This is a genomic window from Pseudomonas sp. 9.2(2024) (assembly GCF_039695385.1).
GTDB classification, from domain to species: domain Bacteria; phylum Pseudomonadota; class Gammaproteobacteria; order Pseudomonadales; family Pseudomonadaceae; genus Aquipseudomonas; species Aquipseudomonas paraglycinae.
This window is the reverse complement of the sequence record NZ_CP155585.1, coordinates 270582-285497: the sequence shown is the minus strand read 5'-3', so window position 1 is coordinate 285497 and position 14916 is coordinate 270582. Positions and strand designations below refer to the sequence as shown.

The 14916-nt window shown below is 60.8% G+C and carries 11 protein-coding genes; 8 read left to right on the top strand and 3 right to left on the bottom strand.

Annotation, left to right across the window (positions count from 1 at the left end; genetic code table 11):
• The first annotated feature begins 29 nt into the window (after positions 1-29).
• Positions 30-2837 carry a DNA polymerase I gene (gene polA / locus ABFB52_RS01295; RefSeq protein ID WP_129973328.1) on the top strand — a complete coding sequence of 936 codons (2808 nt, stop codon included), beginning with the start codon at positions 30-32 and terminating at the stop codon, positions 2835-2837.
• A 410-nt stretch (positions 2838-3247) separates the two neighbouring features.
• On the opposite strand, the gene yihA is transcribed toward polA, so the two are convergent.
• Positions 3248-3892, bottom strand: a complete 645-nt coding sequence (gene yihA / locus ABFB52_RS01290; RefSeq protein WP_102718519.1) for a ribosome biogenesis GTP-binding protein YihA/YsxC — start codon at positions 3890-3892, stop codon at positions 3248-3250.
• Between the two features lie 191 nt (positions 3893-4083).
• Here yihA and ABFB52_RS01285 point away from each other — a divergent pair, with 191 nt between their 5' ends.
• The 7 genes from ABFB52_RS01285 (at position 4084) to ABFB52_RS01255 (ending at position 11425) form a co-directional block, all read left to right on the top strand.
• On the top strand, positions 4084-4389 hold the full coding sequence (locus ABFB52_RS01285; protein WP_085690419.1) for a c-type cytochrome: 306 nt from the start codon (positions 4084-4086) through the stop codon (positions 4387-4389).
• Between the two features lie 32 nt (positions 4390-4421).
• Positions 4422-5033 carry a c-type cytochrome gene (locus ABFB52_RS01280; RefSeq protein WP_039764863.1) on the top strand — a complete coding sequence of 204 codons (612 nt, stop codon included), beginning with the start codon at positions 4422-4424 and terminating at the stop codon, positions 5031-5033.
• 200 nt (positions 5034-5233) lie between these two features.
• Positions 5234-5875, top strand: coding sequence for a thiol:disulfide interchange protein DsbA/DsbL (locus ABFB52_RS01275; protein ID WP_102688236.1), 642 nt, complete (start codon positions 5234-5236; stop codon positions 5873-5875).
• A gap of 14 nt (positions 5876-5889) precedes the next feature.
• Positions 5890-6768, top strand: a complete 879-nt coding sequence (locus ABFB52_RS01270) for an endonuclease/exonuclease/phosphatase family protein (protein WP_011331775.1) — start codon at positions 5890-5892, stop codon at positions 6766-6768.
• On the top strand, positions 6765-8855 hold the full coding sequence (locus ABFB52_RS01265; protein WP_129973329.1) for a diguanylate cyclase: 2091 nt from the start codon (positions 6765-6767) through the stop codon (positions 8853-8855). Before ABFB52_RS01270 ends, ABFB52_RS01265 begins: the two co-directional genes overlap by 4 nt.
• A gap of 101 nt (positions 8856-8956) precedes the next feature.
• Positions 8957-9736, top strand: coding sequence for an N-acetylmuramoyl-L-alanine amidase (locus tag ABFB52_RS01260; RefSeq protein WP_102688234.1), 780 nt, complete (start codon positions 8957-8959; stop codon positions 9734-9736).
• A 72-nt stretch (positions 9737-9808) separates the two neighbouring features.
• On the top strand, positions 9809-11425 hold the full coding sequence (locus tag ABFB52_RS01255) for an EAL domain-containing protein (protein WP_085748039.1): 1617 nt from the start codon (positions 9809-9811) through the stop codon (positions 11423-11425).
• Here ABFB52_RS01255 and ABFB52_RS01250 read toward each other — a convergent pair.
• Complete coding sequence (locus ABFB52_RS01250) at positions 11422-13212, bottom strand: KinB sensor domain-containing domain (RefSeq protein WP_085748038.1); 1791 nt, start codon at positions 13210-13212, stop codon at positions 11422-11424. The two genes, ABFB52_RS01255 and ABFB52_RS01250, sit on opposite strands and share 4 nt — an antisense overlap.
• Positions 13213-13222: 10 nt before the next feature.
• Positions 13223-14569 (bottom strand): sigma-54-dependent response regulator transcription factor AlgB, encoded by a 1347-nt coding sequence (algB, locus tag ABFB52_RS01245; protein ID WP_007954049.1) that lies wholly within the window; start codon positions 14567-14569, stop codon positions 13223-13225.
• Between the last annotated feature and the right edge of the window lie 347 nt (positions 14570-14916).

Genomic DNA, 14916 nt, shown 5'->3' with positions numbered 1-14916 from the left:
CGGGCCCGCCGAAAAGGTTGATTCTGCTCATGAGCCAAGCCCCCCTCGTCCTGGTGGACGGTTCGTCTTACCTGTACCGCGCCTTTCACGCGCTGCCACCGCTGACCACCTCCAAAGGCCTGCCGACCGGTGCGGTCAAAGGCGTGCTGAACATGCTCAAGAGCCTGCGCAAGCAGTATCCGGACAGCCCGTTCGCCGTGGTGTTCGACGCCAAGGGTGGGACATTTCGCGATGAGATGTACGCCGAATACAAGGCCAACCGCCCAAGCATGCCCGACGACATGCGCGTGCAGATCGAACCGCTGCACCAGAGCGTGATCGCTCTCGGTTTTCCGCTGCTGTGTGTCGAAGGCGTCGAGGCCGATGACGTGATCGGCACCCTGGCCCGCAGCAGCGCGGCCGCCGACCGCCCGGTGATCATCTCCACCGGCGACAAGGACATGGCGCAACTGGTCGACGGGCACATTACCTTGGTCAACACCATGTCCGGTAGCTCGATGGACGTGGAAGGCGTGAAGGAGAAATTCGGCGTCGCTCCCGAGCAGATCATCGATTATCTGGCCCTTATGGGCGATTCTTCCGACAACATCCCCGGCGTTCCCGGCATCGGCCCGAAGACTGCTTCCGGCCTGCTGGTGGGGGTCAACGGCGGTCTGACCGAGCTGTATGCGCAGCTCGACATCGTGCCGACCCTGCCGATTCGCGGCGCCAAGACCCTGCCAGCCAAGCTCGAAGAACACAAGGAGATGGCGTTCCTCTCCTATCAACTGGCGACCATCAAGGTCGACGTGCCACTGGATATCGGCCTCGACGACCTGCAAATGGGCCCGGAAGATCCGGCCAAACTGCTTGAGCTCTACACCCTGCTGGAGTTCAAGAGCTGGATCAACGATCTGGAGCGGGATGCCAAACGTCTGGAACTGAGCGCTGCCACCGAGCCTGCGCCGGCCGGCGATCTGTTCAGCGCGCCTGCCGAAGAAGAAGTGCCTGCCGCTCCGGCTGAAGCCGCGTACGAAACCATCCTCGATCAGGCGCGATTCGACGTCTGGCTGGAAAAGCTGAAAAGCGCCAAGCTGTTCGCCTTCGACACCGAAACCACCGGGATCGATGCCCAGCAGGCACAACTGGTCGGTCTGTCCTTCGCGGTGCAGGCCAACGAAGCGGCCTACATCCCGCTGACCCACTCCTACATCGGCGTACCGGAGCAGCTGGATCGCGACACCGTGCTGCGCGCGCTCAAGCCGATCCTCGAAGACCCGAACAAGCTCAAGGTCGGCCAGCACGCCAAGTTCGACATGAACATCCTGGCCAATTGCGCCATCGGCGGTGATCAGAATGAAGGCATTACCGTACGCGGGATTGCCTTCGACACGATGCTTGAGTCCTACGTACTCAACTCCACCGCCACCCGTCACGACATGGACAGCCTGGCGCAGAAGTACCTGGATCACACCACCGTGAGCTTCCAGGACATCGCCGGCAAAGGCGCCAAACAGCTGACCTTCGACCAGATCGCCCTGGAACAGGCCGGGCCTTACGCCGCCGAAGATGCCGACGTGACCCTGCGCCTGCACCAGACGCTGTTCGAAAAACTCAGCGCCATCCCGAGCCTGGCCAGCGTGCTGACCGATATCGAGATCCCGCTGGTGCCGGTGCTCGCTCGCATCGAGCGCCAGGGCGCGTTCGTCGACGCTGAACTGCTCGGCATCCAGAGCATCGAGCTGGGCAACAAGATGGTCGCGCTGGAGCGCGAAGCGTTCGAGATCGCCGGTGAAGAGTTCAACCTCGGCTCGCCGAAGCAACTGGGCGTGATCCTCTACGAGAAACTCGGCCTCCCGGTGCTGAAGAAGACCGCCAAGGGCCAGCCGTCCACCGCCGAAGAAGTGCTGGCGAAACTGGCCGAAGACGAACACCGCTTGCCAAAAGTGCTGATGGAACACCGCTCCATGAGCAAGCTGAAAAGCACCTACACCGATCGCCTGCCGGAGCAGATCAACCCGCGTACAGGGCGTATCCACACTTCATACCATCAAGCCGTTGCGTCGACCGGTCGCCTGTCGTCGAGCGATCCGAACCTGCAGAACATTCCTGTGCGTACTGCTGAAGGCCGACGCATCCGTCAGGCGTTCGTTGCGCCGAAAGGCTACAAACTGCTGGCGGCGGACTATTCGCAGATCGAACTGCGGATCATGGCCCACCTGTCCCGCGACGAAGGCCTGATGAATGCCTTCCGCAACAATCTGGACGTACACACCGCCACGGCGGCCGAAGTGTTCAAGGTCGAGCTGAACGAAGTGACGTCCGACCAGCGCCGTGGCGCCAAGGCGATCAACTTCGGCCTGATCTATGGCATGGGCGCGCAGAAGCTCGGCAAGGACATCGGCGTCGACACCAAGACCGCCAAGGCCTACATCGACACCTACTTTGCGCGTTACCCGGGCGTGCGCGAGTACATGGATCGCACCCGCGCCCAGGCTGCGGATCAAGGTTTTGTGGAAACAATTTTCGGTCGTCGCCTGTATCTGCCGGACATCAACTCCAACAAGCCGCAGGAACGCGCCGCCGCCGAACGCACGGCGATCAACGCGCCGATGCAGGGCACCGCAGCGGACATCATCAAGAAAGCTATGGTGGCAGTGGATAACTGGCTGAGCGCTTCCGGGCTGGACGCCAAAGTCATCCTGCAGGTGCACGACGAACTGGTGCTGGAGGTTCGCGAGGATCTGGTCGATCAGGTTCGCGAAGAAATTCGTGTGCACATGAGCGAAGCGGCAAAACTGGACGTGCCGTTGCTGGTGGAAGTGGGGATTGGCAACAACTGGGACGAGGCGCACTGAGGCCTCTGGAACGGGACTTTGCCGCGACCGAGCGTCGCGGCAAAGGCATTGAAAAGCGCTTAGGCCTGATCGTTCTTGAGCTTATTCCAAAGTTTTTTGAAAAGAATCTGAACTAATCTTGCGCCAAGGCACTCAGAGATACTGAATGGCTGGTGAAGCCCTTCGATGCTCCTATGTTGTGTTAAGTGTTGGCAGATATCTGAACCCCGCCCTAGCGGTTCGGAACTTAAACCCCGGAACTTCTCCCTCCCCATATGAAGTCCGGGGCTTTTTTTGCCTCAAAACTGCCTGTGGCGCCGTCATACTGCGTTAAAAGCACTGCTAAAAATGCTCATTTAAGTCCCCTAAACTCCGCTTTTTAGCAGTGCTTTTGCCTTGCCTGACAGCACCACAGACAGTTTTGAAATCCCTTACTCTGCCGCCGCTTCCACGCCTTTATCTGCCAGTTCCATCCAGCCTGCCAACACAGTGTAGGCCTCTTCCAGACCCATGCGTTTCGGGGCGGAGAACAGCTGGATCGTCACTTGATCGCCCCACCCCTTACGGATTTCCGACTGCACCTTGAGCAGCGTGTTCTTGGCTGCGCCGTAGGTCAGTTTGTCGGCCTTGGTCAGCAGGATGTGCATCGGCATGCCGGCCGCAACGGCCCAGTCGAGCATCAGCAGATCGAAGTCGGTCATTGGATGACGGATATCCATCATCAGAATCAAACCCTTCAAACTCTCGCGGCCACCGAGGTAGGCCTCAAGGTGACGCTGCCAGTGTTGCTTGAGCGGGATCGGTACTTTTGCATAACCGTAGCCCGGGAGGTCGACCAGACGCCGTTCATCGTCTAGCTTGAAGAAGTTCAACAGCTGTGTGCGACCCGGGGTTTTCGAGGTGCGCGCCAGGCTGGCGTGAGTCAGAGTGTTCAGCGCGCTGGATTTACCGGCGTTGGATCGACCGGCGAACGCCACTTCGAAGCCTTCGTCGTCGGGGCACTGATCGACTTTGGCGGCACTGAGCATGAACGTGGACTGTTGGCACAGGCCGAGGATGGGATTCTTGAGTTGCATGGGATTTCCGATGTGGGCGGCGCCGGGATTAGGCGCGGAACGCGGTGTCGCTTCCGTTTCAGTGACGCCAGTATATAATGCCGCAGATTTTGTGTGTGCTTTGTCCCAGCGAAGGATGAAGTTCACGAGAGCGACAGACCTTGATTGCGCATTAGAACGCAGAACGCTCTCAACCCTGAAAAGGTCGTTTTATGACGAAATGGCTGCTGGCTGCCGGAGTCTTGATGCCGCTTTACAGCGCACAGGCTACACAGGATCCGGAAGCCGTGTACAACCGTGTTTGTGGAGCCTGTCATTCCGGCCAACTACCCATGGCGCCCAAAAGAGGCGATCAGGAAGCTTGGACGCCGAGGTTGGCGAAAGGTATGGAGACGCTGGTGCAACACGTGACCCAGGGTTTCAAGGCGATGCCGCCGCGTGGTTTGTGCATGGACTGCAGTGCCGAGGATTACCAGGCCCTCATCCTCTGGATGAGCGAGAGTAAGCCCGGTCCATAACTCTTAACCCTTAGCCGTAGTTGGATTAGCTGATGAACAAACTGATCGTGAGTCTGCTGTTGACCGTGGGAATCTCAGGCTTCGCCCATGCTGCCGGTGATGCAGCCGCAGGCCAGGCCAAAGCCGCCGTATGCGGCGCCTGCCATGGCCCGGATGGCAACAGCATGGCGCCAAACTTTCCAAAACTGGCCGGACAGGGCGAACGCTACCTGACCAAGCAACTGCACGACATCAAGTCGGGCAAGCGCACCGTTCTGGAAATGACCGGCCTGCTGACCAACCTGAGCGATCAGGACCTGGCCGACATCGCCGCCTACTTCGCCAGCCAGAAAGGCAGCGTCGGCGCCGCCGATCCGAAGATCGTCGCTCGCGGTGAAGCCCTGTTCCGTGGCGGCAACCTCGAGAAAGGCCTGCCAGCCTGCACCGGTTGCCACTCGCCGAACGGCGCCGGCAACGCAGCCGCCGGCTTCCCGCACCTGGGTGGCCAACACGCTCAGTACATCGCCAAGCAGCTGACCGATTTCCGCAAGGAAGAAGCCGGCCGCAACAACGACGGCGACGCGATGACCATGCGCACCATCGCCCGCAAGCTGAGCGACGAAGACATCGCGGCAGTCTCCAGCTACATTCAGGGCCTGCACTAAGACGCGCGATTCGAGCGCTGCGTGCAATGGCCAACGCCTGCCACGTTAACGCTCGATTAATCCGTTGCAGCAAGTATAAAAAGGGTGGCTTTGGCCGCCCTTTTTTGTGGCCGCTGCCGTTACACTACAGAACTCATGCCCGCCAGGATCTGTCTGAAAACAGGTCGCGCGAGGCGACCAAAATTGTCCAGGAGTAAAGCATGCGTAATCTGATCATCAGCGCCGCCCTCGTCGCTGCCAGCCTGTTCGGCGTGACCGCCCAGGCCGCCGAAGCCCCTGCTGCCCCTTATGTCGAACTGAGCAACCCGGTGCCGGTCGCCGTGCCTGGCAAGATCGAAGTGGTCGAGCTGTTCTGGTATGGCTGCCCGCATTGCTACGCGTTCGAGCCGGTGATCAATCCGTGGGTTGAAAAACTGCCGTCCGACGTCAACTTCGTACGCATTCCTGCGATGTTCGGTGGCCCGTGGGACGCTCACGGTCAAATGTTCCTGACCCTGGAAGCCATGGGCGTCGAGCACAACGTGCACGCTGCCGTATTCAACGCCATCCAGAAAGAACACAAGAAGCTGACCGACAAGAACGACATGGCCGATTTCCTCGCCACTCAAGGCGTGGACAAGGACAAGTTCCTGGCGACCTTCGACTCGTTCGCGATCAAAGGGCAGATCGTGAAAGCCCGCGAACTGGCCAAGAAATATGAAATCACCGGCGTTCCAACCATGATCGTCAACGGTAAGTACCGCTTCGATATCGGCTCCGCCGGCGGCGCCGAACAGGCACTGAAACTGGCTGATCAACTGGTGGCCAAAGAGCGAGCGGCCAACAAGGCAGCCGCCAACTAAGCGCGGCAATCGCCATGCGCCGCTGGGGAACCGAACGCGTCGTTGGCCTGCATGAACCGCAGGTCAACGAGCATCACCTGGAATCGACGGGCCTGCCCGCAGACAGCCGTCTGCGCTTGCTCAGCTTCAATATTCAGGTCGGCATCAGCACCGAGCGCTATCGGCACTACCTGACCCGCAGCTGGCAGCATCTGCTGCCGCACCCAGGGCGCTCCAGCAATCTGCAAAAGATCGGTAATCTGCTCGGCGACTTCGATCTGGTCGCCCTGCAGGAAGCCGATGGCGGCAGCCTGCGTTCAGGCTACGTCAATCAGGTCGAACACCTGGCCCAGCTCGGCGCCTTCCCCTACTGGTATCAACAACTCAATCGCAACCTTGGCCGACTGGCCCAGCACAGCAATGGCGTGCTCAGTCGCCTGCGGCCGTGGGCGATCGAAGACCATCCGCTGCCGGGTCCGAAGGGACGCGGTGCGATTCTGGTGCGCTTCGGCGAAGGCCCGGAAGCGCTGGTGGTGGTGATGATGCACCTGGCGCTCGGCGCCCGGGTGCGCAGCATGCAACTGGCCTACATCCGCGAACTGATCGGCGGCTACAAGCATCAGGTGCTGATGGGCGACATGAACACCCACGCCAGCGATCTGCTGCAACACTCGCCGTTGCGCGACCTCGGCCTGCTGGCCCCGCAACTCGAAGCGACATTCCCCAGCTGGCGCCCGCAGCGCTGCCTGGACCATATTCTGCTCAGCCCGACCCTGACCCTGGAAAAGGTCGAAGTGCTGGCACAACCGATTTCCGATCACCTGCCGGTCGCGGTAGAGATTCGTCTGCCGGGTTCGCTCACGGCCGATGCATTGCCCGCGTTGAGCACTGCCCTTCGCGGAACCCCTGAATGAGCGACGAAGCCCAGCGCTGGAAAGAGAAATACCTCAAAAGCATCGAACAACAGGAAAAGCTTGAACGTCGATGGGACGCCCGGCTCGACCTGCTGCGCCGTGGTCTGGTGCGCAGCACCCTGGCGGCGGAAGGCACCGACCGCGTGGTCGATCAATGCATGAAAGAGATGCGCGACGTGGTGCGCACCGATGACATGGACGCCGGCCTCGCCGCCCTGCTCCCTCGCCTGGAAAAAGCCGTGCTCGATTCCGAGCAGCGCCGGGAAACCCGGATCGAACAGGTCAGCACCGCACTGACTGCGCTGGTTACTCAGTTGCAATCTCTCCCGCTGCCCCGAGATGTGGCCCAGCCGCTGAAGAAATTCGCCAAGCAGCTGGACGGCCGGGTAAGTCAGGCAAGGGAAATGCCGCTGTTGCTCAGCGAGCTCAGCGGCTTGCAAGGCAAGGCCTTGAGCCAGCTGGAGACGCCGGCGGAACCGGGACGACCGGGGTTGTTGCAGCGTCTGTTCGGCAGCCGCGACAACGAGGAAGCGCCTGTTCCAGTGATGCAGCCCGCGGCGGTCGTACTACCGGCACAAACAGAACAACCGCCCGTCACGCATGAAACCGCGCCCTTGCAGGAAGCGCCTGTCACGACCGCCGAACCGGTCGCCCCTGCGCCCGTCAGCCAGGCACCGGTCGCCGCCCCCGTGGCCGAACCCGCGAAAACTCCAGCGCCAACCCCCGAATATCATGCGGAGCCGGAGGTGGTGGCCTTCGAGCCGGCCAGAATCCTCACCGAATCCCCCTCCGCCCCCAGCGAACCAGAACCCGCCGAGCCTGAACCGGAGCCGCAGGCCTTTACGCCTCCTCCGGTTTTCGCGCCGGCAGTGCCAACAGCCATCAACCCGGACGAACTGATCCACCCCGGCGATACCCCGCCGCCCGTGATCCTCGACAGCCTGCCCATCCCCGAGCCCATCGCCCAGGCATTGGCCGCAATCGATCCGGAGCAATCCGAGCACGATATCCTTTACGCCCTGCCGGACTCGCCGGAACCGTCCTACAGTTCGGTCGCCAAACACATCGAAGACACGCTGATCGGGTTGCTGGACGACCTGACCTTGCCGGAGCGCCACCGCCCGCAAGCAGAGGCGATGCGCGACCGGCTGAAGAATGGGCTGAACTGGTACGAACTGTTGCCGATCCTCGACGATCTGGCGACTTTGATGCTGGCGATTACCGACAGCGGCCAGCACGAATTCGAAGCTTATTTGCAGCAACTCAACGAGCGGCTCGAAGCGTTTCAGAGCAATCTGCAGGCCGCCAGCGAAGGCCACGCCGACAACAGTTCTGCAGCGCGGGCGATGGACACGCAGATCCGCGAGCAGGTCGACGGCTTGCAGAACAGCGTGCAGGAAGCGGCCGATCTGGACGATTTGAAGCAGGTGCTGGAAAACCACCTCGAAGGCCTGCTCGGCACGATGGATCAGCATCAGAAACAGCGTGACGCCCGGGAGCAGGAAGTGGCTGTGCGCCTGAAAAGCCTGGCCGAGCGCGTCGCGCACATGGAGCAGGAAGCGCTGGGCTATCGCGAACACCTTGAAGAGCAGCGCCAGAAAGCCCTGATCGATCCGCTCACCGGCTTGCCCAACCGCGCCGCCTGGACCGAACGGCTCGAACATGAGATTGCCCAATGGCAGCAGCACGGCAACACTTTGAGCCTCGCCATGCTCGACCTCGATCACTTCAAACGGATCAACGACAACTACGGCCACCTGGCGGGCGACAAGGTGTTGAAGATCATCGCCACGGTGCTGCGCAAGCGTATGCGTGGCAACGATTTCATTGCCCGGTTTGGCGGAGAGGAATTTGTATTACTGCTGCCGGCAACACCGCCCGCCGTCGGTGCCAAGTTTTTGGAAACCCTGCGCGCGGCCATCGAAGCCTGCCCATTTCACTTCAAGGGTGAGCGCGTCACGATCACCGTTTCCATGGGTCTGACGACGTTCCGGGCGGGTGAGCACAGCGATCTGGTACTCAAAAGAGCCGATCAGGCGCTTTATCGGGCGAAAAACGCAGGGCGAAACCGGGTGGAGCTGGGCTGAGGCAATTGTTCCATATTGTTTAAATCAGCCATTCAAGCGTCGTAGCGCAAGGCGATACGTTACACTGTTGCATTATCGTCTTGCGTGTACTGCCCTCTGCCATGAAATTTTTTACCCTCCTCGCGTCGCTACTCTTACTGGCCGGTTGTGCCAGCGGGCCGCGTTTTGACACCAGCCACCCTTCGGTCAATCACGACAGCCGTGTGCAGTTCGTGATCGTGCACTACACCTCTGCATCACTCGAACGCTCATTGCAGTTGCTGACCCACGGCGAAGTCAGCAGTCATTACCTGATCGGCGACGACAAGAGCGCCACCATCTACAAACTGATGGACGAAAACCTGCGTGCCTGGCACGCCGGCGAAAGCGAATGGCAAGGTCGTACCTGGCTCAACTCCAGCTCGATCGGCATCGAGATCGTCAATCCGGGCTTCAAGGACACACCGACCGGTCGCCTCTGGTATCCCTACAGCGAAGCCCAGGTGCAGTCGCTGATCGTTCTGCTCAAGGACATCAGCAAACGCCAGGGCATCAGCCCGCGCCACATCATCGGCCATAGCGACATCGCCCCGTTGCGCAAGCTCGACCCGGGTCCGCTGTTCCCCTGGAAGCGTCTGGCGGCCGAAGGGCTGGGGCTCTGGCCCAACGAACAAGCGGTGGCACGCCAGCAGGCGCAATTCAACGCCGAACTGCCGAGCATCACCTGGTTCCAGAGCCAACTGGCGCGCCTGGGCTACTCGACGCCACAGACCGGCGAGCTGGATGTGGCGACCCGGCATGTGCTCGCGGCCTTCCAGATGCACTACCGCCCTACGCGCTTTGACGGTACGCCGGACGCGCAAACGGCAGCGTTGCTGCTGGTGTTGAATCAGACAAAATAATGACGCCCGCCCGACGGTCAGGGCGAAAGTGTAATCAGCAGCTATAACTCATTGGTAATTCTTCGGATATCCATGATGGTTGCTACCCGAGAGACGCTGCGTAGCTGGTTTTATCGCCCCTGGTTTCTGGCGATGATCGCGGCTGTCCTCAGTGCGAGCCTGCTGATCACCGGCGGGCTGTTCGTGGCCATGCGCCAGGTCGAACAAAGCGAAAGCCAGGAAATGAACGCCCAGGGCGAGCGGTTCCTGGCGCGTCTGGAGCAACTGTTCGGCCAGTTGCGCGAAAGCCTCGACGACCTTGAAGCCCAGCCCTTGCGCAGCTGCGACGACGAAATGATCGCGACGTTGCAGCAAGTGACGTTCAACTACCGCTTCGTCTATGAAGCGGCCTACATGGACGCCACGCGGATCTGCTCCAACCGTCCGCGCCAGGAAGGCCTGTCGGTGATCCGTCCTCCGGACATCAAGGGCCCGACCTACAGCTACTGGCTGAACACCACCACCGAACCCGATGAAAACCGCGCGGCGCTGATGCTCGGACGCGGCAACTTTCGCGTAGCCACCTCGCGCGGACATCTCACCGACATGGTCGACCTGTTGCCCGGCAGCAGCCTGTTGGTAGTGCTGGATCACGGGACCCGGGCGATTCCGGTACTCGGCGTTCCACAGGCATGGCCACCCACCGAACCCTGGCCGCCGAAAACCCCGAACGCGCTGCAAGTCACCCAGTCGCATCTGATTTACCGCATGCCAACCGACAACCCGGAATACCAACTAGTGCTGATCAGCCCGCGCACGGGCATGCATATTCCGGAGCTCTGGTGGTGGATGGTGCCTTTCTGTCTGGTGCTCGGTGCGCTGGTGGGCGTTCTGGTGTTCTGGGTCGTGCGCCAGCGCCAGTCGCTCGACGCCGAGCTGCACGGCGCCATCCGCCGTGGCGAGTTGCAGGTGCTTTATCAACCGATCTTCGATCTCGACAGCCGCAACTGCGTCGGCGCCGAAGCCCTGCTGCGCTGGCGACGACCGGACGGCACGCTGACCAGCCCCGACCTGTTCATCCCGATGGCCGAGAACACGGGGCAGATTCGCCAGATGACCGACTTCGTCCTGCAACGCTTACTCGAGCAGCTCGGCCAATTGCTGCGAGCCAATCCGCAGCTGTACATCTCGGTGAACCTGGCCGCCTGCGACGTGATGGTGCCGCGCATCGGCCAGGTCATGGCGCGGCTGTTGACCCTGCATAGAGTCGCGGCGCGGCAGATTGCTTTCGAGGTGACCGAACGCGGCCTGATCGATGTGGTGGTAGCCCGGGAAAACCTGCAAGCACTGCGGGATGTCGGCCATCAGGTGCTGATCGACGATTTCGGCACCGGCTATTGCAGCCTCGCCTACCTGCAAACCTTGCCGGTGGATTGCCTGAAGATCGACAAGGCCTTCATCGACGCCCTCGGCCATGACGCCGCCAGCAGCGGTGTCGCGCCGCACATCATTCACATGGCTCAGGCGCTGGACCTGAAGGTGATCGCCGAAGGGATCGAATTCGAGTCCCAGGCAGCACTGCTGAGCAGCGAAGGGGTGAAATTCGGCCAGGGCTGGCTGTTCGCGCATGCCCTGAGCGCGGTGCAGTTCATTGAACTGATCACTCGTGGACGGCGGCTCGCCGGCCGCCGGATCGACGACGAAGCCTAGACCGCCAGCGCCATGTAGAACTGCGTGCCCTGCCCCGGCCGCGAGTAAACGCCCATCCGCCCACCGTGCAACTGCACAATTTCCTTGCACAGCGCCAGACCCAGCCCGGCTCCGCCCTTCTTGCGCCCGACTTGAACGAACGGTTCGAAGATCCGCCCTTGTTGACCGTAGGCAATCCCTTCGCCGTTGTCTTCGACGCTGATGATCACCCGTTCGCCATGGCGCCGGGCCTGCAAGCGGATCAGACCGTCGCGCGCCGTGTGGCGCAAGGCGTTGTCGATCAGGTTGTCGAGGACTCGATCGAGCTGCGCCTGATCCGCCTGCAAGCGTGGCAGCGGGCCTTGCGCTTCGACTTGCAGGGTAACGCCCTTCTGCGCCGCCGAATCGGCGAAACGCAAACGCGCCTGCTCCAGCAGATCCTCGATGGAGCACGGCGCCAGCGTGAGCTTCTGCAAACCGCTCTGATAACGCGAAAAGTTGAGCAGATCGTTGATCAACTGCATCAGGCGCTGCATTTCTTCATTGACCGTGTCGAGCAGGTCGGACTCGCGCGACTCCGGAGGAAACTTAGCCCGCTCGCGGAACAGCCCGAAAGCCATGTGCATGCCCGTGACCGGTGTGCGCAATTCGTGAGACGCGCGCAGCACGAACTCGCTGCGCACCCGTTCGAAGGCGCGCTGCTCGGTGACGTCATGCAAAACCATCACGGCGCCTAGGATATGCCCCTGGGTATGGCTGACCGGCGTAAGGCTGTAGGTCAGCAGGCGCGACTCGCCATCGACCTCGATGCTCAAGTCTTCCGGCGCCCGCTCGAGGGTGCCGCCGCGCAATACCAATTGAAGTTGTGCATCCAGCTCCGGACGTTGAAGCGCTGTGCCCAGGCCCTCGCCGAAACGGTCGCTTTCCCAGCCCAATTGTCGCTGGGCCACCGGGTTCAAGTGTTCCAGACGACCCTGACGGTCGATCATCAGCAAACCATCATCGATGCTGTCGAGTACCGCTTGCAGGCGCTGCTGGCCAGCGAGCAGTTCGTCGACATTGGTCGCCTGATGCTCGCGCAGGGCTTCGGCCATCAGCCCGAAGCGGCGCGTCAACAGATTGATCTCCATCGCCGAGGACACCGGCAGGGTCACTTCGAAATTGCCCTGGCCGATATTGTCCGCCGCTTTGGCCAACGCTTCGATCGGCGCACCAAAACGCCGCGCAATGCCCTGGGCGGTAACAAAACCAATGATCAGCACTGCCAGCCCCACCAGCCCGAGCAGGCCGGAAATCAGCAGCGCCCGGTCACGGGCAGCGTGCTGGACAGCGTTGATGTTATCCAGCGCGTGCTTGTGCTCGGTGATCAAACCGTTACGCAGGGTGTTGAATCGTTCGCGCAAGTCGCCACTACCACTCAGGGCGGCGCCCGGATCGCGGGAGATATCGAACGCCTCAAGGAAGGTCAGGTAATCGCTCTTCGCCTGACTGAAGCCATATTGGCGATTGTCGTTTTTCTGCTCTTGGGCGATACCCTCGTCGAGCAATTCGAAATAGCGTTGTTTGGATGCTTCGAACGCCACGGGATCGGGTTTCTCGGCAAGCATCATGATCAGTTGATCGCCAAGCGTCTGCCGCAGCTTGAGCCCCAGATCGAGGGTGACGAAGTTGTTGCGGATCAGCGCCTCCTGAGTCCCGGCCATCTGCATCACGCTGACCAGCCCGAGCATCAGTCCGAGCAAGGCCACGGTGATCAGCGCGGAAATGCTCAGGAACAAGCGAGTCCGCAACTTCATCGCCAGTTTCATCGGCGGATGCTCACAGGTTGTACTGCTTGCGCTTGCGATACAGGGTCGAGGCGTCGATCCCCAGAGTCTTGGCGGCCTGATCAAGAGTGCCGGCAGTCGCCAGTACCGCGCCGATGTGGGCTTTCTCCAGCTCGTCGAGGCTCAGCGCGGCGCCAACCCGTGGCGCGTTGTTCGCCGGTTGTTCGGCCATGCCGAGGTGGCTGATTTCCACACGCTCCTGCGGGCAGATGATGCTCGCCCGCTCGACCACGTTACGCAGCTCGCGGATATTGCCGGGCCAGCGATAACCCAACAGTGCTTCACGAGCCTCATCACTGAAACCCCGCGCGGGGCGCGCGTATTCCTTCACGAAGCGAGCGAGGAAACGGTCGGCCAGGGTCAGGATGTCTTCGGCCCGTTCGCGCAGCGGCGGCAAATGCAGGGTGATGACGTTCAGGCGATAGAGCAGGTCTTCACGGAAACGCCCGTCGCGCACCATGTCTTCAAGATTGAGGTTGGTGGCGGCGAGAATACGCACATCGGCGCGGCGGGTGACCGGATCCCCTACCCGCTCGTATTCCTTGTCCTGGATGAAACGCAGCAACTTGGGTTGCAACGTCAGCGGAAAATCGCCGATCTCGTCGAGAAACAGCGTGCCGCCATCGGCTTGGTTAACCCGACCCAGCGTGCTTTCGCTGGCCCCGGTGAACGCGCCACGACTGTGACCGAACAGCTCGCTTTCCATCAGTTCGGCGGTCAGCGACGGGCAATTGATGGTGACGCAGGATTTCTTCTCGCGCTTGCTCCAGCCGTGAATGGCTCGGGCCAGTTCACCTTTACCGGTGCCGGACTCGCCGAGGATCAGAATATTGGCGTCGGTGCCCGCCACTTGCCGCGCGGTTTCCAGTACGACCTTCATCGCCGGGCTGTGGGAATCGAGACCGTCCTTGGGTTTGCGGATCTCGCCTTCGAGGGCTTCCAGACGCGCCGACAGCTGGCGCACTTCAAGCTGCTTGGCTGTCGCAAGGCGCAATTGATCCGGGCTGCACGGTTTGACCAGATAATCGGCAGCGCCGGCCTGAATCGCGTCTACCGCGGTATCGACGGCCGAATGCGCGGTGACGATCACCACCCGCATCCACGGCGCCTGAATGCGCATCTGCGCCAATACATCCAGGCCGTTGTCTTCACCCAGGCGCAAATCAAGGAAGCACAGGTCGAACACTTGGCGTTGCAGCAGCGCGTCAGCCTGAGCCGCGCTGTTGGCGGTGGCGACGGTATAACCTTCGTCTTCGAGGCAATAACGAAAGGTTCGCAGGATGGCGGATTCATCGTCCACCAGCAGAATGCGGCCTTGGTGCTCAGTGGCTGATTCCATTTTTCCTACGCTCCATAAGTGAATGTCTTGGGTTAGTCCCGGAAAAATCGGGCAAGTTGCATGGTTGATTCTGATCGATTCCAGTCATAGCAGGGTAGCTCTCTCCTGCCCTAACGGCTAATCCACTGATTTCATTGGTTTTTTAAACATCGCACAGTTTCAGGTCGGTTTCCTGCCTACTTTTCTGACATCCGTACCCTGTCCTCAATTCAAAAATAATGATTTCTCCTACGAAATAATCGTGCATTACGCACGACCCTATGCGGACCATCGTGCAAGATGCGTCGTCAGGAATTTTCATACCGTTTGTAACTAGCTGATTTTATTGGTTTTTTTCAAACAAAAAA

Coding starts and splice junctions, on each gene's coding strand:
- ABFB52_RS01275 (WP_102688236.1), top strand. CDS start 5,234: ATGCGTAATCTGATCATCAGCGCCGCCCTCGTCGCTGCCAGCCTGTTC.
- yihA (WP_102718519.1), bottom strand. CDS start 3,892: ATGCAACTCAAGAATCCCATCCTCGGCCTGTGCCAACAGTCCACGTTC.
- ABFB52_RS01260 (WP_102688234.1), top strand. CDS start 8,957: ATGAAATTTTTTACCCTCCTCGCGTCGCTACTCTTACTGGCCGGTTGT.
- ABFB52_RS01255 (WP_085748039.1), top strand. CDS start 9,809: ATGATGGTTGCTACCCGAGAGACGCTGCGTAGCTGGTTTTATCGCCCC.
- ABFB52_RS01265 (WP_129973329.1), top strand. CDS start 6,765: ATGAGCGACGAAGCCCAGCGCTGGAAAGAGAAATACCTCAAAAGCATC.
- ABFB52_RS01270 (WP_011331775.1), top strand. CDS start 5,890: ATGCGCCGCTGGGGAACCGAACGCGTCGTTGGCCTGCATGAACCGCAG.
- polA (WP_129973328.1), top strand. CDS start 30: ATGAGCCAAGCCCCCCTCGTCCTGGTGGACGGTTCGTCTTACCTGTAC.
- ABFB52_RS01280 (WP_039764863.1), top strand. CDS start 4,422: ATGAACAAACTGATCGTGAGTCTGCTGTTGACCGTGGGAATCTCAGGC.
- ABFB52_RS01285 (WP_085690419.1), top strand. CDS start 4,084: ATGACGAAATGGCTGCTGGCTGCCGGAGTCTTGATGCCGCTTTACAGC.
- algB (WP_007954049.1), bottom strand. CDS start 14,569: ATGGAATCAGCCACTGAGCACCAAGGCCGCATTCTGCTGGTGGACGAT.
- ABFB52_RS01250 (WP_085748038.1), bottom strand. CDS start 13,212: ATGAAACTGGCGATGAAGTTGCGGACTCGCTTGTTCCTGAGCATTTCC.